Here is a 19,437-nt window from a genome sequence, read left to right as displayed (position 1 = left end):
GTGTCCCCCCGGCCGGCCCCCCCCGCGCCGGGGGGGCCCCCGCCCCCCGCCCCCCCCCCCGCCGGCGTTTCCGGTGCCAGTGATCAAGACGTGACCTGTGCGGAGGGCAACCTCCCGCGGTCCGGCGAGGTCACCTGTGCATGATCCGACGCCTTGCCCGCACCGGTGCGCCGCTCCTCACCGCGGCCCTGCTGCTGACCGCCTGCTCCCGCCCGGACGACGCCCCGGCCGCGCACCCCGTCTTCGGACAGAAGCTGGACCGGCAGGTCTTCCTGGCCCTGCGCCGGACGCAGCAGGACGGCAATGCCGCCTTCACCCAGACGATCACCTTCACGTCGAAGAAGGGCCGGGCAGTGCAGACCGTCAGCGGACGGATGGACTTCGCGAAGGGAGCGGGCGCGGCGACGGCGACGTGGGAGCTGGCACCGGGGCTCCCGAAGGACGTACGGGACACCGCCCTCGGCCTCACCCCGGGCAAGGGCAACGCCGACGCCTCGGGGCGCATGCTGGTGGACCGCCGGACCATCCGCTATCGCGCCGGCTCCGCGGCGTACTGGCTGGAGTACCGCACCGGTGACGCCCCACGGGACGTCGCGGGTGACTCCATCGACGCCCTGCGCGGATCGGAGGCTCCGATCGGCGGCACGCTCCTCGAAGGGCTCGGAGCGACCCGGGCCACGTCGCAGCGCACCGACGGCCCGGGGCGGGTCTACCGGGCGGAGATGCCCGCTTCCACGGCGTGGGACGTGTTCCCCGACGACCTCAGGCGCCACTTGTCCGCCGGGTTCGAGCGCGTCATGTCCTACCGGACGAGCGCCCCTCTTCCGGCGACCGTCTCCGTCGACGGCCGGGGCCGCGTCACGCATGTGCGCGCCGACTTCTCGTCGACGCTGGGCAGGAAGGACGGCGTCTTCAAGGACATGACCTCCCTGACGATCGACCTCCGGCTCTCCGGGCACGGCACCTCGCAACCGGCTGTGAACGCCGACGCGCCGGTCCGCGCGGCGGGCGAGGCGGTCCGCGGCATCGAGTCGGTGGAGCGCGGCGGGTGCATCGACTTCAGCACGGGCCAGCGGTACATGGCCACCGTCGTGGTCGTGCCCTGTACGGGGCCGCACCACGGCCGCGTCTTCGCCCAGGAGAAGGTCGGCCCACGCACCTACCCGGGCGCCGGGGCGGCCCGGCGGAAAGCCGGTGATGCCTGCAGCGACGCCTACCGGCGTGCCTCCGGCGACTGGACCGACGCATCGGACGAGCCCGGCCACTTCTGGTTCATGTGGTCGTCCGAAGGCGAGTGGAACGACGAGGGAGGCCAGGCCTCCTGCTACGTCGTCACCGGGAAGAAAACCGCCGAGCACTCGCGCACCTGATATAGGACGTGAATGGGCCTACATGCCGCCTACGGTGTTCCTCACCGGCGAAACGACCGAGAGGAAGCCCCATGTCTGCCATGCCTCAGCGAAGCAGCCCCGCACCGGACGGCTACACCACCGTCGCCCCCTGGGTCGTCACGGAGGACACCGGGGCGTTTCTCGACTTCGTCGCCGAGGCGTTCGCCGGTGTGGAGCTGGCGCGGGTGCGGACGGAGGACGGGCTGATCGGGCACGGGGAGATCCGGGTCGGCGACACCGTCGTCCTCGCTTTCGACCGGCACGCCGACTGGCCCGTGCTGCCCAGCCTGCTGCGCGTGTTCGTCGCCGACGCGGACGAGGCGTTCACACGGGCCGTCGCGGCCGGCGCCGAGGTCGTCACGCCCCTGTCGGACAACGCGTTCGGTCAGCGCGGCGGACGCGTCAAGGACCCCTTCGGCAACGTCTGGTGGGTCGTCGCCCACGTGGAGGACGTACCCGAGGACGAGATGTGGAAGCGGCTGGGCGAGCCCCGCTACGCCGAGTCCATGCGGGTGGCGCAGGAGACCCTCGACGCCGAACTGAGCGGTCGGCGGCAAGGGCGCAGCAGCGCACCGGTGCGGACGGCCGACTGACATCGGCGCCGCGGCCGTCCTCGATCTGCCATCGGCGCCGCGGCCGCCCTCGATCTGACACCGGCGCCGCGGCCGCCTCCGATCCGACCTCACGCCCCGCTCGGCCGCGGCCCGCTCCACCGCCGTGACGACGGCCCGCGACGGCCGTGTCGTACAGCGTCTTCCGGCCGACGACGCTCAACTCGCCGATGCGGCTGCCCAAGCGGGTCTTCGGCGCGTCGGCGCCGGTGCCGGGCTGCGAGACAAGTATCCGGTAACGATCTCCGTGCGCACCTTGTGACAGGTTGCCCCCCTCCTAGCATCCGACCATGCCCTTCTTCTCCGCTCGCGGCCGCACCCCGCGTCTCGCCCCCGAACTCGACGACGCCGACCTCGGCAAGCTGCTGAAGCGCCTGCTGTCGGCGTCCAGGCTGAACATGGCCGGAGGGACGGAGATCTGCGTGGCTCAGATGGCCCAGGTTCTGGAGCCCGATGACCTGAGCGCCGACCGCAGGGCACACCGTCTGTCCGTCCTCGCCGAGTTCCTCTCGGCGTCCCATCTGCCGGGCGCCTGGGCCAGAAGGGAACCCCGCAACGCCCGTGCGCTGGTGCTGCACGCCTGGTCCGCACTCGAGCAGGGTCGCGGCGCCGGCCGTATGACCGATGCCGCGGCGACCTGGAAGACGTGCCTGCTGGCCGCCGAGCTCGCCCCGGAGGATCCCTCGCCGTGGGTGGTGATGCTGGGCGTCGCCCGCCTGGAGCGCTACGCCGAGCGCGAGGTCTTCTCCGTCTGGAACGAGATCGTGGCGCGCGACCGCTGGCACCGTGAGGCGTATCTCAGCATGCTGGCCTACCTCAGCCCGCAGGAGGCCGGCTCCCTCGGCCAGGTCCTCGAATTCGTCGGCTCCCTGCGCACCCGGATGCCGGCGAACGCCCCCTGCGCGTCCGTCGAACTCGCCGCGCACCTCCTGCAGTACCACTCCGCCATGGCGCGCGGCGGGACCGAGGCGCTGCTGGCACGCAACCACTGGAACGGCGAGCGGGCGGCGCGGTTCCTGGACCGCGCGCTGGCGACCTGGCCCAGCCCGGCGTTCTTCTCCCACGCCGCGGCCGTCGCCGACCTCAATCTGCTCGCCTACGCCCTGACGGCGGCCGGCGGACCCCGGGAGACCGCCCCGGTGTTCGACGCCATCGGCGGAAAGGTCACCAGCTGGCCCTGGCGCGTCGAGGGCGACCCCGTCGCCGCGTTCGAGACGGCCCGCAACAAGGCCCGCTGACCGTCTGCCTCCGTCCAGGTGTCCTCGGCGTCAAGCAAACCGATATGACATGTCGTAGATAAGGGACTTGTCGATGCTTGACGCCCATGTTCTTGCGAGGCCTTGACGATCTGTTCGGTCGGGGTTCAACCGGCGGTCGTCGCCCCAGCCGTGTGCCGTCCCTAAGGTCCCTGAGCGTTGCGGAAGAAGGGACTCATGGGCACACACCTCGTGGTCCGGGCTCGCGGGATCACCAAGTGCTTCGGCGATGTCGTCGCCCTCGACGGCGTCGACCTCGATGTGACGCCGGGTCGGATCCACGGCCTGGTCGGACCGAACGGCGCCGGAAAGACGACCCTGCTGGGCCTCCTGCTGGGCCTCGCCGTCGCCGACAGCGGCAGCCTCGACATCCTCGGCACACCCGTCGGACGGTCGCTCGCCGCACCCGACGGCGTCGCCGGCTTCGTGGACGGGCCCGGGCTCTACCCCTCGCTCACCGCCCGGCAGAACCTCGCCGCGCTGGCCGCGCTGCGCGGCCGGGGCGCCCGGACGGCCGGCGTCGGCGACGTACTGGACCGGGTCGGGCTGACCGACGTCGCCGACGACCGGGTCCGCGGGTTCTCCCTCGGCATGCGGCAACGGCTCGGGCTCGCCGCCGCCCTGCTCACCCGCCCCCGCCTCCTCGTGCTCGACGAACCCGCCAACGGCCTCGACCCGGCGGGCACCCGGCAGGTGCGCGGCGTGCTCACCGCCCTCGCGGCCGAGGGCACCGCCGTCGTGCTCTCCAGCCACCGCATGGACGACCTGGAAGCCCTGTGCTCCGAGGTCACCATCCTGGCCACCGGACGCGTCGTCTTCTCCGGGCCGCTCGGCAAACTCGCCGCCGAGAACAGCGCCCTCGACTACCGGCTGCTCACCTCCGACCCGCGCACCGCCCGCCGGCTGGCCGCCGACACCGGCGGAGTCCGCCTCGCCGCCGACGCCGTCGTACGGCCCGACGGCGAGGCGATCGTCGTGCGAGCCGCGGTGCCCGCCCTCGACGCACTGGTCTCGGCGCTCGTGCGCGCCGGCGTCGCGATACGCGAACTCGCCCCCGTCGTCTCGCCGTTGGAAGCCGCCTTCCTCGCCCTGACCGAACAGCAGCAGGAGGCCGGCCGATGACCGCGACCGTCACCCGTGACAGCGTTGCCATCACCCCCCGGGTGTCCGTGGTCCGCGGATACCGCTTCGAACTGGTCAAACTCCTGACGCAGTGGCGGATCCGGCTGCTCCTCCTCGCCTGCTGGCTCGCGCCGGGACTCTTCGTCGCCGCGGTGAGCCGGCAGAGCACCCTCCCCGTCGACACCCTCTTCGGCCGCTGGATGCACGCCACCGGCTGGGCCGGGCCCCTGGTGCTGCTCGGGTTCGCCGGCACCTGGGCGCTGCCGTTGCTGACCTCGGTCGTCGCCGGTGACGTCTTCGCCGCCGAGGACCGGCTCGGCACCTGGCGCCATCTGCTGGTGGCCGTGCGCTCACCCCGGCGGATCTTCGCGGCGAAGGCACTGGCCGGCCTCACCGTCATCCTGCTCACGGTGGCCGGACTGGTCGCCTCCAGCATCGCCGGCGGACTGCTGGCGGTCGGCAACCAGCCGCTCGTCGGCCTCGACGGCCACCTGCTCCCTCCCGGCGACGCCGCGGCCGAGGTCCTGCTCGCCTGGGCCTGCGCCCTCGCGCCGACCCTGGCCCTCGCGGCGATCGGTCTGCTCGGCTCCGTCCTGCTCGGCCGCTCCCCGATGGGACTGCTGCTGCCCGCGCTGGTCGCCCTGGCGATGCAGCTCGCGCAGATGCTCCCGCTGCCCGTCGCGGTCCGCCTCGCCCTGCCCGGCTACGCGTTCCTCTCCTTCAGCGGCCTGTTCACGAGCCCCACCCAGCCGGCCCCGCTGCTCATCGGCGTGGCCGTCAGCCTGGTCTGGGCCATGACCGCGACCGTACTCGCCCATGTCCTGTTCGTCCGGCGGGACTTCACCAACCCGGCCTACGACGGATCGGCGCGCCGCGCGGTCACCGCCGGCGTCCTGCCGCTCGTCCTGCTGGTCGCCGCGGGCTCGGCCGCCGTCGCCGCGACGACGGGCGCCACCGGCTCCGGGATCGACCAGGACAAGCTGCAGCGCTCCCTGGCCACCGAGTTCGCGCATCTGTACCGCATGCAGACCCGGCAGCTCAACCGGCCCGACGTCACCGAGGCCGCGCTGAAGGCGACGGCGGCATGCACCAAGGGCGGCCTCACCACCGCCGCCGAGGGGCCGGGCAACGACTGGCGCTGCGTCGTCACCTGGCACCTGCCCGGCATCGAGGCCGCGGGCACGGCCGTCTACCAGCTCGACGTCACCGCGGACGGCCGCTTCATGGCCGACGGCGACGGACCGAAGGAAGTCAACGGCTACTTCCTGGTGCGCACCGCGACCGGTGACGCGCCGAACCCCCTCTGGCAGTTCGACGGCAACGTCGAGCTTCTCCCCGCCACCTCGAAGGGATGACTCCATGCAGGTAACACGCCGTCGTCGGCGTGTCGAGAAGGACGCCCCCGGCCTTCTCGCCAGACGCCTCGGCCGCCGGATACCCCTGGTCACGGCAGGCACCACCGCTCTCGCCGTCGTGGCCGCGGGCGTCGCCTACGCCCAGACCCACCAGTTCGGCACCGACCAGGTCGGTCAGCAGACCGATCAGGGCCAGGTCATCTCCAGCGACCAGTACATCGCCCCCTACGGCGACCGTCTCGTCATCAACGACGGCAAGATCATGTCGTCGGCCCTCAGCCCGGACGGCAGCCACCTCGCCGCCGCCGTCACCGACGGCGGCAGCGCGCTCGCCCTCGTCGACCTGAAGACCTACAAGGTGCAGCAGGTCGTCGGCACCGCCGCCGCCTCGAACCCGCGCCTGAAGAGCAACAGCGTGGGCCAGGAAGGCCCCACCTACTCGCCCGACGGCAAGCAGCTGTGGCTCGGCCAGACCGACGGCTACACCCGCTTCACCGTGAACCCGGACGGCACCGTCACGAGCCCGGTGTCCGTCACCATCCCCGCGGACGGCACCAAGCACGCCCTCGTCGGCGAGCCGGTCTTCTCCGCCGACGGCACCACGGTGTACGCCGCGGTCAACGGCCAGAACCGGGTCGTCGCCCTCGACGCGGCGACCGGCGCGATCCGGCAGAGCTGGGCCGTCGGCAACGCGCCGCGCGACATGGTCCGCGTCGGCGGCAAGCTCTACGTCAGCAACGAGGGCGGACGCCCGGCGAAGCCCGGCGAGACCACCATGAACTCCTACGGCACCGAGGTGCCGGCCGATCCGAAGACCGGCGCCACCACCACCGGCACGGTCAGCGTCATCGACCTGACACACCCGGCCGCCGCGCCCGGCAGCATCGACGTCGGACTCCACCCGACCGCCCTGTACGCCAAGAAGGGCGCGCTGTTCGTCACCGACACGGCCACCAACGACGTGTCGGTCATCGACACCGCCCGCGACAAGGTCGTCCAGACGATCGCCACCCAGCCGTGGCCCGAGGCGTCCGTGGGCTACGAGCCGGACGCCGTCACCCTCACCGACGACGGCCATCTGCTGGTGACGCTGGGCCGTGCCGACGCGGTCGCGGTCTACCGGTACACGAGGCCCCAGGAGCCGGTCAGTTACGTCGGTCTGCTCCCGACGGACTACTTCCCCGCCGAGATCGCCACCGCCGGCGACCAGGTGTACGTCTCCAACACCCGCGGCATCGACGCCCGCCGGCCCACCACCAAGGCCGGCCACGCCACCCACGACACCACGTCGAGCGTGCAGCGCTTCAAGCTGCCCGACGACAGCGTCACCCGCAAGCAGACCGCCAAGGTCTTCCAGCAGAACGGCTGGAACGGCGGCCGGGTCGCGTTCAGCCAGGCCCGCGGCAAGGCCAGGCCGGTCCCGGTGCCCAACCGCCTCGGCGACCCCTCGGCGATCAAGCACGTCTTCCTCATCGTCAAGGAGAACCGGACCTACGACCAGGTCTTCGGTGACATGCCGGAGGGCAACGGCGATGCGTCGGTGACGCAGTTCGGCGAGAACGTGACGCCGAACCAGCACGCGCTGGCCCGGCAGTTCGGCCTGTACGACAACACCTACGACATCGGCACCAACTCCGCCGAGGGCCACAACTGGCTGATGCAGGCCGACGACCCGGAGTACACCGAGTCCTCGGCCGGTGAGTACCAGCGCAGCTACGACACAGAGAACGACGCGCTCGGCCACCAGAAGTCCGGCTTCCTGTGGACGGGTGCGCAGGCGGCCGGGAAGTCCGTGCGGGACTTCGGCGAGTTCCAGTCGGTCGAGAGCAAGCCGGCCGGCGCGACCTGGCAGAACCTGTACTGCGACGCCAAGGACATGGCCGCCACCGGCAAGCCGACCGCGTACCCCATCCAGACCGGCTCGGCGATCCCGTCGCTGAACGCCGTCTCCGCGCCCGGCTTCCCGATGTTCGACCTCGACGTCCCGGACGTCTACAAGTACGAGATCTGGAAGCAGGACTTCGAGAAGAACGGTCCGGCGAACCTGAACATGTTCTGGTTCTCCAACGACCACACCGGCGGCCCGGCGAGCGCGACCGCCCAGGTGGCGGACAACGACCTCGCGGTCGGCCGGATGGTCGACGAGATCTCCCACAGCACGTACTGGAAGGACTCGGCGATCTTCGTCGTCGAGGACGACTCCCAGGCGGGTCTCGACCATGTCGACGGCCACCGCGCCCCGATCCAGATCATCAGCCCCTGGGCCCGGCACGGCGTCGTCGACAGCCACTACTACACCCAGATCACGATGATCCGGACCATCGAGCAGATCCTCGGGATCCACCCGATGAACCAGAAGGACAGCGCGGCCACCCCGATGCGCGGCGCCTTCACCCCGCGCGCCGACCTCACCCCGTTCAAGGCGCTGCCGAACCGGGCCTCGCTCACCGACGGTCTGAAGACCCCGCCGGCCTGCGGCACCGACAACCCGGCGCCGCAGAACCCGCGGGCGGCGGCCGTGCCGTCGGCGAAGGTCCCGGCGGACAAGCGGCAGCTCGCCGCCCAGTGGGACGCCTGGAAGGGCAAGCAGCGCCTGACCGGCCCGCACGCCGTGCCGGACTTCGCCAACCCCGCGCAGATGAACCACTTCACGTGGTACCAGACGCACGAGTGGAAGAAGCCGTACCCGGGTGAGAGCAAGATCTACGCCCCGCAGGACGTGCCCGGCGCCTTCATCCCGTCGGCGGAGTCCGACGGCTGACGCGCCCCGCCCGCGGTGAACGGGGCCCCCGGACGGCAGCCTGCCGGCCGGGGGCCCCGCGCGTCTGCGTGTGGGGGTGGCGTACGCCGGTCAGGGATGGCGAGCGTGCACCGGGTCGTGGGCGACCTCGTCCGGGCACTTGCCGTGCCCGCCGCGCGTGCAGCGGTCGCGCCGCCAGTCGAACGTGGCCAGCGCCAGCGACGCCAGCATGCCCACCAGGGCCGCGGCCAGCGCGGTCACGACGGCCCGGCGGTAGTCGTCGCTCCTGCCCAGCACCAGGTAGAACAGGCCAGGCAGTGCGGCGGTGCCCACGGCCGCGCCGAGTCGCTGCCCCGTCTGCAGGGCGCCGCCCGCCGCCCCGGCCATCCGCACGGGCACGTCCCGCAGGGTCAGGGTGATGTTGGGGGAGACGACCAGACCGCTGCCGACGCCACCGACGAGCAGCAGCGGGGCGGCGATCCAGGGAGCGACGTCGAGGGGAGCGAGGAGCAGCAGCAGCGCGGTGCCGCCGAGGCCGACGACCACGCCGGCGAGCCCGCACACGGTGAGCAGCCGGCCGAACCGGTCCACGAGCCGGCCGGAGCCGACCGCCGCGCACGCCGAGCCGAAGGCGAACGGGGTCACGGCCAGCCCCGAGTGCAGCGGCGAGAAGCCCAGCCCGTGCTGGTAGAAGAGGGCGAAGACGAGGAAGACACCGCTGAAGCCGACGAAGTACAGCGTGCCCACGGCGGCACCCGCGGCGTACCCGCGCACGGTGGTGAAGAGCCGGGGATCGAGCAGCGGCTGGGCGCCGCGCGCGACGAGCCGGTGCTGCCACCAGGTGAACGCGGCGAGCACGGCGGCACCGGCCGGGAACAGCCACCACACCCGGCCGATCCCGCCGGAGTCCGCCTGCACCAGCGGGTACATCAACGCCAGCACACCGAGACCGAGCAGCGCCACACCCGGCCAGTCCACCTGCCCCCGGCCCGTGCGGCGGGTGCGGGGCAGCAGCCGGCGGCCGAGCAGCACGGCGAGGATGCCGATCGGCACATTGACGTAGAAGATCCACCGCCAGCCCTGCGCGCCGGACGCCAGGGCCAGGATGGCGCCGCCGGTGATCGGTCCGGCGGCGGCGGAGACACCGACGGTCGCGCCGAAGAAGCCGAAGGCGCGTCCGCGTTCCGCGCCCCGGAACATCTGCTGGATCAGCGCGGAGTTCTGCGGCGCCATGAAGCCCGCCGCCAGGCCCTGGGCGAGACGGGCCACCACCAGCAGCGTGATGTCGGGGGCCGCCCCGCAGGCCGCGCTGAAGACGACGAAGCCGGTCAGGGCCAGCAGGAAGATCCGGCGCCGGTCCAGGGCGTCGCCGAGACGGCCCGCGGTGACGAGGGCGAGAGCGAAGGTGAGCGCGTACCCGGAGACCACCCACTGCACCTGCGCCGGGGAGGCGCGCAGATCGTGCTGGATCGTGGGCAGGGCGACCGCCACGATCGTCACGTCGAGCAGACTCATGAATCCGGCCACCAGAGTGACCCACAGGGCCCGCCAGCGGTGCGGATCCGGCCGGTACCCGGCGTCCGGGTCCCGGTCGTTCACCGCTGACACCTGGGCTGTCACAAGGGCTCCTTCCACCCGGGCCGGTGCAGAGACGAATCAGGTTCCCCCACCGGAGTACGGGCACACACGAGTGCCCGCAACCCGAGACGAAGGCTTGATGATCACCGGCTGTGGATGGCCGCCGTGGTGAAGAAGCCGGTGGCCGCGGCGGAGATCAGGGCGCAGACGGCGAGCAGGGCGGTACGTCGCATGGACGGGTTCCTTCCTTGTGAGGGGCAGGGGAGGTGACGGACCTGCTCAACGCCGTTCGCGGTCGTCCCGCATCGCCGCGGCGGCGGCCTCCACTCGAACGGACGCGCCGTGCGCGCCCCCCGTCCACCGGGCGGCGCAGCGCGATGTGACGTGCTTCCTTGCACTCCGGACGTCCGATGCGGTGACCTCTCTTCGCACGTCTGGGCGAAAAACCGTTATCCGGTGCTCCCTCAGGGATCTCCCATGTGACGGACCACGACGTTCGACGTCGACGACAGGGGAGCAGGGCATGAACACAGGGCACACGATGGATCCCGCGGCACTGGTGACCGCCGCCCGGGACGGCGACCAGACGGCCCAGGACGCGCTGGTCGGCGCGTTCCTGCCGCTGGTCTACAACATCGTGGGCCGGGCGCTGAACGGTTCCGTCGACGTGGACGACGTCGTGCAGGACACCATGCTGCGGGCGCTCGGCTCCCTGGACGACCTGCGCGACCCCGCGAGCTTCCGCTCCTGGCTGGTCGCCATCGCGATGAACCAGGTGCGCGCCCACTGGCACCGGCAGCAGCCCGCGCAGGGGCCGGTGGAGGACGCGTGGGACGTCGCCGACCCGGGCGCCGACTTCGTCGACCTGACGATCGTGAAACTGCAGCTGTCCGGCCAGCGGCAGGAGACCGCCCGCGCCACCCGCTGGCTGGAGCCCGAGGACCGGGGTCTGCTGTCGCTGTGGTGGCTGGAGACCGCCGGTGAACTGACCCGGACCGAGGTCGCCGCCGCGCTCGAACTGACCCCGCAGCACACGGCGGTGCGGGTGCAGCGGATGAAGGCCCAGCTGGAGGCGGCCCGGGTGGTGGTACGGGCACTCGACGCGCGGCCACGCTGCCCGCACCTGCACGCCGAGCTCGCCGGCTGGGACGGCCGGCCCTCGGCGCTGTGGCGCAAGCGCGTCGCCCGGCACGCCCGCGGCTGTGCGCGCTGCTCGGGCCTGTGGAGCGGTCTGATGCCCGCGGAGGGCCTGCTGGCGGGCCTGGCGCTGGTCCCGGTCCTCCCCCTGCTCCTGGACCGGATCCGCCCCGCCGGGGCCAGCCTCGCCCCGGTCGGCGCGACGGTGTCCGTACGGCCGGGCAGGCACGGCGGGACGGGGCCCGGCTCCCGTGGTGCGGCGCGTCGCAGGCGGCGGCTGCGCCGACGGGCGGTCGGCGGGGCCGTCGTGGCGGCCTGTCTGGCCGGCGGCGGCCTGGTCCACACCCTCCTGCCCGGCAGCGGCACGGAGAAGGACGCCGCGGCCGCCCGCGGCGTGGAGCCGGCGATCGTGCCGGAGCTGGCCACGGCCGCCCCCGACGCGCACACCTCACCGTCCCCTTCCCTGAGCGCCGGCCCCACCGCCACCCCGTCCGCGTCGGCTTCCGCCACTTCCGCCTCGCCGCGCGCCAGCGCCACGGCCGGCCCGAGCACGGCGGCGCCCGCGCGCCGTGCGCCCCGGCCGATCCCGTCGAAGGCGGCCGCGGCACGCGGCGCGGCCGCCCAGCCGGCCGGGTCGGACCTGGCCTCGCAGGTGACGGCCCTGGTCAACAAGGAACGGCAGGCCGCGGGCTGCGCTCCGGTCACCCAGGACAGCCTGCTGACGAACGCCGCCCAGGCCCACTCCGACGACATGGCCGCCCGGGACTACTTCGAGCACAACTCGCCCGACGGCACCGATCCCGGTCAGCGGATCACGGCCGCCGGATACCGCTGGTCGACGTACGGGGAGAACATAGCCAAGGGGCAGCAGACGCCCGACGAGGTGATGACGTCCTGGATGAACAGCCCCGGCCACCGCGCCAACATCCTCAACTGCTCCTTCCGCAACCTCGGCGTCGGAATCCACAACGGCGACGGCGGCCCGTGGTGGACCCAGGACTTCGGCACCAAGCTCTAGGGGGTCTTCAGCGCATCAGCGCGTCCTGCGGCCCCATCACCACCACCGGCTCCTTTGCCGCGTCCAGGACGCGCAGCAGTGCCAGCATGTAGGCCTTGTCCATCGCGACGCACGCGTTGGTCGGGCCGCCGTGGTCCACGTGGAGCCACACTCCGCCGCCCTTGTCCTCGCCCAGGGGCCGGGTCTCGTCCAGCGGGCTGCTGCCCGGGACCCGGTTGTAGTCGATGGCGATCACATAGTCGAAGGCGCCGTCCAGCGGCTCCCCGAGATGCCCGGTGCCGGAGGCGGTGAAGGCCTCGTCCTGGTCGTACGGCAGCCGGCTCCCCGGGTCGGGAAGCAGCCCGCCCGCGTTGCTGAGCCGGAAGACACCGATCGGTGTGCGCAGGTCGTTCAGGTCGTGGTCGTCGGTCCAGCCGCGCAGCCCGTTGCGGGCGGGCCAGGGACCGGCCACGGCGTGCCAGCCGAGGCCCGGTGTCTGCTCGTAGAGGACCACCCGGGCCTCGTTCGTGTCCCGGGTCGCGCCGCTGACCACCAGCACCTGCCGAGCGGCCGCCGGGATGCGGGCCCGCATGGCCGGGCCGACCCCGGGCAGCGGGCGGACGACCGCGCGCGGGAGAGCGGGGCGGGCCGTGGATCCGCCGGCCGGCGGGGCGGCGTGCGGGGACGCGTGCCCCGCCGGGCGTTCGCACCCGGCGGTGCCCGGCACGGCGACGCACACGGCTGCGACCAGGAAGGCCAGGGCCTTACTGCGGTTCACTGCGACCTCCGACGGGGGGCGTGGACGAGTGATGCATAACCACCTCGTCCGCCGCCCTGCCCGCCGGGCCCGATTCCTCCCCCGTATGGCACGCCGCCGGGCTCGCGCCGCCGCCGCTGACCGAGCCGGACGGATCGACCACGGGCCCCTACGAGGGCGGCGCGCCGAGCGACCCCGGCAGCCCGCTCAGCCGTACGGCGGCGAGGGCGATGTACAGCTCGGCGGAGGACTCGGCGTCGGTCGTGCGACGGCCGGTCAGGTCGGCGATGCGGCCCAGGCGGTACAGGACCGTGTTGCGGTGGCAGTGCAGGCGGCCGGCCGCCTCTGTCGTCGATCCGCCCGCGCTGAACCAGGCGTGCAGGGTCGCCAGCAGCGTGGCCCGCTCCTGCGGGGGCAGGGCGAGGACCGGTCCGAGCACGGCCCCGGCGACCTCCTGGGCGGTGTCGGGGGAGGCGGCGGCCAGCAGGGAGACGGGGGCGCTGCCGTACAGATGGGTGCCGTGGGCGCCGTACGGCAGGCACTGCACGGCCAGTTGCGCCTGCCGCCAGGCGGCCGGGGCGTTGACGGGGGAGGTGAAGGCGCGGCTCACGCCGACCCGGGACAGGGCGATCGCGGTGAGCTGGTCGACGGCCGCCGAGAGGGCCTGTCCGTGGGGCAGGGACAGCAGGCCCACCCAGGCCCCTATCTGCTGCAGCCACTCGGAGCCGATCCCGGCGGCGGCCAGACGGCCGCGGACGCTGGGCAGCGGCTCGACCCGGTCGTGGACCTCCGCGCAGACCACCACGAACGGGCCCTGCCGGTCGAGTTCCAGGACGCGGGCGATCTCCCACGCGCTCGCGTGCGTGCCGGCCCGGCCCTCGAGCAGGGTGGTGAGCATCATGCTGCGCGTGGCGGCGTCGCGCCGCGAGCGCTCCTCGACAGCGGCGCGGTAGGCGTCGGCGGCGGCCCCCGAGTAGTCGTCGATGGCCGCCCACATGTCGGAGGCCAGGTGCAGCAGCTGGACGGTGCTCCCGTCGTCCACGGCGGCGGCGAGCAACCGGTCCCAGATGAAGCGGCCGGCCAGCCGGTAGGCGTGCAGCAGCGCGGCCAGCGGGATGCCCTGCTCGGCCTTCAGCCGGCCGGCGGCGCGGGGCGCGTCCAGCGTCGTGGGGCGGCCCTGCAGCGCCGTGAACATCGTGGACAGGTTGTCGCGCACGACGGTGCGCAGCTGTGCGCGGCCCAGCAGTGTGCTCTCGGCGTAGGCGTGTTCACCGCCGAGGATCTGGTCGGTGAGGTCCTCCGCCAGCCGGTCGACCTCGGTCAGCAGCCGGCCCACCAGTTCCACGACCCGGTCGCCGGCCCTCAGCTGTGGCGTCACGGGCGCAGTGTAGCCGGGCGCGGTTGTGCGCCGGCACAAACCGGAGCCGCCTTTTCCCGTCGCCCGCCCATGGCCGAAACCGGTGCTGAGCGGTGGAATCACCGGCAGTGTGCCGCATCGCCGCGGCGCCCGCGGTGCGTGTGCACAACGCGTGGCGGAGTGAAGGAGGAACGCGTGGGAGGACCGTTGACGGACCCGGAGGAGCGGCCCCCTCGCGCCGGGATCGAACGCCGCAGATTCCTCGGCTATGTGCTGGCCGCCTCGACCCTCACCGTCGCCGCCGAGCTCGGCGAGGCGGTGCTCGCACCCGACGAGGCGGCGGCGGTGGTTCCCTCCGTGCCGGGACCCGCGGAGATCTACGACCTCAACGACATGCTCACCCATGCCGCGCTGCCCACCGCGAACCTGATCACCATCCGTGTCGACGCCGACGGCACGGCCTCCTTCGCGCTGCCCCGCGCGGAGGTCGGCCAGGGCATCACCACGTCCAGCGCCATGCTGATCGCCGAGGAGCTGGACCTGCCGCTCGAGCGGATCCGGGTCACGCTCGCCGACGCCCGGCCGGAGTTGCTGTTCAACCAGCTCACCGGCGGCTCCAACACCACCATCTCGACCTTCACCCCGATCCGGGTGGCGGCCGCCGTGGCCCGGGGCCGGCTGCTGCGGGCGGCCGCCCTGGAACTGGGCGAGGCCGTGGACACCCTGACGGCCGAGGCGGGCGTCGTCACCTCGGCGGTCAGCGGGCGCAGCCTCACCTACGGCGACCTGGCGCACAAGGCCGCCGCGGTGACGACGGCCCAGGTGCCGGTCACCCTCAAGGACACCGCCGCGTTCACCGTCATCGGCACCGCCCAGCGGCGCATCGACGCGCTGGAGGCGGTCACCGGGCGCAAGCGGTTCGCCATGGACCTGCATGTCCCCGGCGCCCTGCCGACGATGGTGTGCCGGCCGCCCACGATCAACGGCACCCTCCGCTCGGTGGACAACCTGGCCGAGGTGCGGTCGATGCCCGGCATCACCGACGTCGTCACCGTCTCCACCGGGGTGGCCGTCCGCGGGCGCACCTTCGGGCAGTGCATCGACGCCGTGCGCGCGGTGAAAGCGTCCTGGGGTCCGGGACCGGTCGAGGGCCGCAGCGACGACACCGTCCGCGCCGCGCTGCGCAAGGCGGAACTCCCGCTGCCCGCACTGGACCTGCTCACCAAGTCCGTCGACGCCCGGTTCACCTTCCACTTCGCCGGCAACAGCGCCCTGGAGACCAACTGCGCCATCGCCGACGTACGGCAGGACGGGGCCGAGATCTGGGCCAGTCTGAAGTCCCCGATCGTCGCCCAGGAACAGATCGCCGCGCAGCTCGGGCTGCCCGTGTCCGCGGTGACGGTCCATGTCACCGAGGGCGGGGGCTCCTTCGGCCGCAAGCTCTTCCACGACGCCGCCGCCGAGGCCGCCGAGATCTCCCGGGCGATGGGCAAGCCGGTGAAGCTGATGTGGCACCGCACCGACGACTTCCGGCACGGCCGCGTCCATCCCATGGCCACCTCACGGGTACGCGCCACCTACGCGCTGGGCCAGGTGCTCACCTGCGACCAGCGGCACACCTCCGTCGCCACCGACTTCGGCCACGGTGTCGGCGAGATCATCACCGCCGAGGCCGCCCGCCTGCCGGTCGGCGACCTCACCTTCTCGGAGACGATCTTCGCGCTCACCCAGCAGACGCCGTACCACTTCGGGCTCGTCACCCAGTTGCTCAGCGAGACGGAGAAGGGCTTCCACACCGGCTCCATGCGCAACATCTACTCGCCCAACGCGCGCTGCGCGCAGGAGCTCGTCGTGGACGAGCTGGCGAAGCGGCTGGGGAAGGACCCCTACCGGCTGCGGCGGGAGTTCCTCAAGGAGGACCGGGCGCGGGCGGTGCTGGACAAGGTGGCCGAGGTGGGGAAGTGGGGCCGGAGCATGCCCGCCGGAACGGCGCAGGGCATCGCGCTGCATCCCGAGTACCACGCCTGTGTCGCCGTCCTCGCGGAGATCGACTGCCGCCCCGAGACCACCGGCCGCACGGTCCGCGACGGCTACACCGGACCGCGTGTCACCAAAGTCGTCTGCGCCGTCGATGTCGGGCTGGCCGTCAACCCTCGCGGACTTGAGGCCCAGATGATGGGCGGCATCATGGACGGCATCGCGATCACGCTGAGTTCGGGACTGCACCTCAAGGACGGGCATTTCCTGGAGGGCAGTTGGGACAACTACTTCTACACCCGGCAGTGGAACACCCCGCCCGAGCTGGAGATCGTGGTCATGCCGCCCACCACCGGCGAGCCGGGCGGCGCCGGCGAACTGGCCGTGGCGGGTGCGGCGGCCGCGGTGGCCTGCGCCTACGGCCGGGCCACCGGCACCATGCCGACCAGCTTCCCGGTCAACCACTCCGGCCCGCTCGGCTTCGAGCCGCTGCCCACCAGCCCGCCGATCCCGGCGTCCCCGACCGACGGCCTCGACCGCGCCTTCTAGGAGAGCCCCGTGCCCGAACACACCTTCATCCTCAACGGCGAGCGGGTGACCGTCGACATCGAGGACGACGTCCGGCTGCTGTGGGTGCTCCGAGACGTCCTCGGTGTCACCGGCCCCAAGTACGGCTGCGGGCTCGGCGTCTGCCAGGCCTGCACCAGCCACCTCAACGGCAAGGCCTTCAACCCGTGTTCCGTGCCGGTCGAGGCCATCGGCCCGGACGACGAGGTCACCACCATCGAGGGCCTGCCCGCCACCGTCGGCCGCGAGCTGCACCCGATGCAGGAGGCCTGGCTGGAGTACGACGTCGCGCAGTGCGGCTACTGCCAGCCCGGCCAGATCATGACCGCCGTCGCGAAGGTGCGCAAGGCCCGCGAGGAGGGCCGGGAGATCACCGAGGCCGATCTCGACGAGATCCGCAACGTCTGCCGCTGCGGCACCTATCACCGCATCCGCGAGGCGATCGTGGCCGGAGCGAAGAAGTACTGAGCAGCCCGGGCGGGCGCCAGGACATCCGGTGCCGACCGCTGCCGTCCCGGACCGGGCGGGAGCAGGTCGGACCGGGTGGGAGCAGGTCGGCGTGGACCGGGTGGTCAGGCGGCGAGATCAGTCGTGCGCGCCTCCTCGACACTGCCGTACACCACCAGCGCGCTCTCCCGGAGCGTGAGCGGTGTCAGCCGGTCCAGCAGCGCCGGCGGAGGGACCAGGACCAGGCGGCCACGGGCCTCGCCGGCGCGGCGGCACAGCCGCAGGAGCGTGTTGAGGCCCGAGGAGTCGCACGCGGTGACCCCGGCCAGATTCACGATGAGCGATGCGTGCCTCTCCAGCACGCGCGCGGCCTGCCGGTACAGAGAGGGGCCGCTGAACTGGTCCAGCGGGCCGGTCACGGTGACCAGCGGCACCTGGCCGGGCTCCTCCGTCACCTGGATGCGCACCTCGGACGTCACGGTGGCTCCTTCTGTCGTCTCCCACCCCGGTTGCCCATGGCGCAACGCGGTCCCGGAGCAGCAACGCTGCCGCGTATATGTTCCCTGCGCAGGCCAGGTGCAAAGCCCGACGGGCGAAGCACCGGTGCACGGCCGTCCGGAAAGCGAAGCGCGGCGCACCCTCCCGCGCATCGCCGTCCGGCGACGGGGTAGCGTCGAAGAGCAAGCCCGGTCGCCGGCCCGCGCGTCCCGCGGCGAGGCGGCGCGGGGTGTTCTCCTCTGTGCCGGGGCGGTGACGCGATGGACTCGTTGGTGTTCGACAGCCAGGATCTGGCCGAGACCGAGGACTTTCTGTGCCGGGCCTACGCCCGCATGACCATCGGCAGCAGCACCCCCGAGGACAGCAGGGCGCGCATCCGCCGCGGCACCATGCCCTCGGTCAGCGTCGACGAGCTGGACCTCGGCTTCGAGATGAGCTACGCCGTGACCCCGCTGGGGAAGATCTGTTTGTGCATGGTCCACGAGGGCACCATCAAGGACCACGTCTTCCAGGGCGTACGGGACGATTTCGGTCCCGGCGACATGGTGTTCTTCGCACCGCCGGACCTGCCCTACGCCGGACGCGTCTGCAGCGCCCGCTACAACATCACGATGCTGGACGGCGCCCTGCTGGACCAGGTCGCCGCCACCGGGCCGCAGCCGGTCCCGGAGCCGGTCCGGCTGACCGGTCACCGGCCGCATTCGCCGGCCGCCGCCCGCCAGCTGAAGAGCACGATCGTCTATCTGCGCGACCACGTCCTCGCCGATCCGGCCGTCGCCGCCCAGCCGTTGATCGCCTCGACCAGCGGACAGTTGCTGGCGGCGAGCGTGCTGGCCGCCTTCCCGAACACCGCCCACACCGACCCGACCGCGCAGGACCGGACCGACGCCCACTCCGCGACCCTGCGGCGGGCCGTCGCCCACATCGAGGACCACGCCCACCAGCCCCTCACCGTCGCCGAGATCGCGGCCGCCGCCCATGTGACCGTCCGGGCCCTGCAGTACGCCTTCCGCCGCCACCTCGACACCACCCCGCTCGGCTATCTGCGCCGGGTGCGTCTGGCCCATGTCCACCAGGAGCTGCGGGCCGCCGACCCCGCGGAGACGACCGTCGGGGACATCGCCGCACGCTGGGGCTTCGCGCACCCCGGCCGGTTCGCCGCGCTGTACCGCGAGGCCTACGGCACGAGCCCGTCCAGCACCCTGCGCGGCTGAGCGGGGGCCCACCGGAGGGGTCGGTTCATTGATGCGGCGCGGGCCCGGAGGGGCAGGTGCGCCGCTCCAGCGCCGTGCGCAGGGCCCGGCCGATCTCCGGCGGCAGCCAGCCGCAGTGCGGCCACTGCACCACGTGTTCCGCCACGTCCCGCAGTTTGGTGTTGGTGTGCTGGGAGACCTCCTTCAGGACGGCCCACGCCGCCTCCGGCGGCAGTCTGCCCCGGGCGATCACGACTCCGATGGCCTGATCGACGACGGCGTGCGAGACGACGGCCTGCTTCAGCTGCTGGATCTCCTCCTGGAGGGCGAGGATCGTACGGTGCTGGTCCTCGTGTTCCGGCATGGTGGTGCTGCTCCTGACGCGGCGGTCGACTGGTCACCGTTCTCCTGCCCGGGCCGTGGGCACTGCGGAGCACCGGAAACGAAGACCTGC

At 72.8% G+C, this 19,437-nt stretch carries 15 protein-coding genes; 10 read left to right on the top strand and 5 right to left on the bottom strand.

The genetic code is table 11. From position 1 onward, the window contains the following. Positions 1-140: 140 nt before the first annotated feature. The 6 genes from AB0E88_RS05770 (at position 141) to AB0E88_RS05745 (ending at position 8,496) form a co-directional block, all read left to right on the top strand. Positions 141-1,370, top strand: a complete 1,230-nt coding sequence (locus tag AB0E88_RS05770) for a hypothetical protein (protein WP_361624340.1) — start codon at positions 141-143, stop codon at positions 1,368-1,370. 80 nt (positions 1,371-1,450) lie between these two features. Further along, a complete protein-coding gene (locus AB0E88_RS05765) occupies positions 1,451-1,984 on the top strand; it encodes a VOC family protein (RefSeq protein WP_361624385.1) in 534 nt (177 codons plus the stop codon). Between the two features lie 308 nt (positions 1,985-2,292). After that, positions 2,293-3,240 (top strand): hypothetical protein, encoded by a 948-nt coding sequence (locus AB0E88_RS05760; RefSeq protein WP_361624337.1) that lies wholly within the window; start codon positions 2,293-2,295, stop codon positions 3,238-3,240. A 195-nt stretch (positions 3,241-3,435) separates the two neighbouring features. Then, entirely contained in the window at positions 3,436-4,380 is a 945-nt protein-coding gene (locus tag AB0E88_RS05755; protein ID WP_361624334.1) for an ABC transporter ATP-binding protein, read from the top strand. Beyond that, entirely contained in the window at positions 4,377-5,735 is a 1,359-nt protein-coding gene (locus AB0E88_RS05750) for an ABC transporter permease (protein ID WP_361624331.1), read from the top strand. Before AB0E88_RS05755 ends, AB0E88_RS05750 begins: the two co-directional genes overlap by 4 nt. A gap of 4 nt (positions 5,736-5,739) precedes the next feature. Then, positions 5,740-8,496, top strand: a complete 2,757-nt coding sequence (locus AB0E88_RS05745) for a bifunctional YncE family protein/alkaline phosphatase family protein (protein ID WP_361624328.1) — start codon at positions 5,740-5,742, stop codon at positions 8,494-8,496. A 90-nt stretch (positions 8,497-8,586) separates the two neighbouring features. Here AB0E88_RS05745 and AB0E88_RS05740 read toward each other — a convergent pair whose 3' ends face one another. Continuing rightward, complete coding sequence (locus AB0E88_RS05740; protein WP_361624325.1) at positions 8,587-10,095, bottom strand: MFS transporter; 1,509 nt, start codon at positions 10,093-10,095, stop codon at positions 8,587-8,589. Between the two features lie 481 nt (positions 10,096-10,576). Between AB0E88_RS05740 and AB0E88_RS05735 the strand changes: the two genes are divergently transcribed. Beyond that, positions 10,577-12,208, top strand: coding sequence for a sigma-70 family RNA polymerase sigma factor (locus tag AB0E88_RS05735; protein WP_361624322.1), 1,632 nt, complete (start codon positions 10,577-10,579; stop codon positions 12,206-12,208). 7 nt (positions 12,209-12,215) lie between these two features. Here the strand turns inward: AB0E88_RS05735 and AB0E88_RS05730 are convergent, their stop codons facing one another. Then, positions 12,216-12,965 (bottom strand): hypothetical protein, encoded by a 750-nt coding sequence (locus AB0E88_RS05730; protein ID WP_361624319.1) that lies wholly within the window; start codon positions 12,963-12,965, stop codon positions 12,216-12,218. 148 nt (positions 12,966-13,113) lie between these two features. Then, positions 13,114-14,322: a helix-turn-helix domain-containing protein gene (locus tag AB0E88_RS05725; RefSeq protein WP_361624316.1), complete on the bottom strand. Its 1,209-nt coding sequence runs from the start codon at positions 14,320-14,322 to the stop codon at positions 13,114-13,116. 174 nt (positions 14,323-14,496) lie between these two features. Here AB0E88_RS05725 and AB0E88_RS05720 point away from each other — a divergent pair, with 174 nt between their 5' ends. Beyond that, positions 14,497-16,827 carry a molybdopterin cofactor-binding domain-containing protein gene (locus tag AB0E88_RS05720; protein ID WP_361624313.1) on the top strand — a complete coding sequence of 777 codons (2,331 nt, stop codon included), beginning with the start codon at positions 14,497-14,499 and terminating at the stop codon, positions 16,825-16,827. Positions 16,828-16,836: 9 nt separating this feature from the next. Continuing rightward, the gene (locus AB0E88_RS05715; protein ID WP_361624310.1) at positions 16,837-17,313 is read left to right on the top strand and encodes a (2Fe-2S)-binding protein; all 477 of its coding nucleotides are present in this window, start codon (positions 16,837-16,839) and stop codon (positions 17,311-17,313) included. Between the two features lie 104 nt (positions 17,314-17,417). On the opposite strand, the gene AB0E88_RS05710 is transcribed toward AB0E88_RS05715, so the two are convergent. Next, positions 17,418-17,771 (bottom strand): STAS domain-containing protein, encoded by a 354-nt coding sequence (locus AB0E88_RS05710; RefSeq protein ID WP_361624307.1) that lies wholly within the window; start codon positions 17,769-17,771, stop codon positions 17,418-17,420. A gap of 279 nt (positions 17,772-18,050) precedes the next feature. On the opposite strand from AB0E88_RS05710, the gene AB0E88_RS05705 reads away from it, so the two are divergent. Continuing rightward, positions 18,051-19,004 carry a helix-turn-helix transcriptional regulator gene (locus AB0E88_RS05705; RefSeq protein WP_361624304.1) on the top strand — a complete coding sequence of 318 codons (954 nt, stop codon included), beginning with the start codon at positions 18,051-18,053 and terminating at the stop codon, positions 19,002-19,004. 25 nt (positions 19,005-19,029) lie between these two features. Here AB0E88_RS05705 and AB0E88_RS05700 read toward each other — a convergent pair whose 3' ends face one another. Beyond that, positions 19,030-19,347 carry an ANTAR domain-containing protein gene (locus AB0E88_RS05700; protein ID WP_361624301.1) on the bottom strand — a complete coding sequence of 106 codons (318 nt, stop codon included), beginning with the start codon at positions 19,345-19,347 and terminating at the stop codon, positions 19,030-19,032. Positions 19,348-19,437: the final 90 nt, after the last annotated feature.

Origin of the sequence: Streptomyces sp. NPDC028635, assembly GCF_040637635.1 — a bacterium.
Lineage (GTDB): Bacteria > Actinomycetota > Actinomycetes > Streptomycetales > Streptomycetaceae > Streptomyces.
The sequence above is the reverse complement of the archived record's forward strand: the minus strand, read 5'-3'. Positions and strand labels throughout refer to the sequence as shown.

What these genes read in the sequence shown, in the direction of transcription:
- AB0E88_RS05735 (WP_361624322.1), top strand. Translation starts at nt 10,577, where the DNA reads ATGAACACAGGGCACACGATGGATCCCGCGGCACTGGTGACCGCCGCC.
- AB0E88_RS05705 (WP_361624304.1), top strand. Translation starts at nt 18,051, where the DNA reads ATGGACTCGTTGGTGTTCGACAGCCAGGATCTGGCCGAGACCGAGGAC.
- AB0E88_RS05700 (WP_361624301.1), bottom strand. Translation starts at nt 19,347, where the DNA reads ATGCCGGAACACGAGGACCAGCACCGTACGATCCTCGCCCTCCAGGAG.
- AB0E88_RS05755 (WP_361624334.1), top strand. Translation starts at nt 3,436, where the DNA reads ATGGGCACACACCTCGTGGTCCGGGCTCGCGGGATCACCAAGTGCTTC.
- AB0E88_RS05765 (WP_361624385.1), top strand. Translation starts at nt 1,451, where the DNA reads ATGCCTCAGCGAAGCAGCCCCGCACCGGACGGCTACACCACCGTCGCC.
- AB0E88_RS05760 (WP_361624337.1), top strand. Translation starts at nt 2,293, where the DNA reads ATGCCCTTCTTCTCCGCTCGCGGCCGCACCCCGCGTCTCGCCCCCGAA.
- AB0E88_RS05750 (WP_361624331.1), top strand. Translation starts at nt 4,377, where the DNA reads ATGACCGCGACCGTCACCCGTGACAGCGTTGCCATCACCCCCCGGGTG.
- AB0E88_RS05770 (WP_361624340.1), top strand. Translation starts at nt 141, where the DNA reads ATGATCCGACGCCTTGCCCGCACCGGTGCGCCGCTCCTCACCGCGGCC.
- AB0E88_RS05745 (WP_361624328.1), top strand. Translation starts at nt 5,740, where the DNA reads ATGCAGGTAACACGCCGTCGTCGGCGTGTCGAGAAGGACGCCCCCGGC.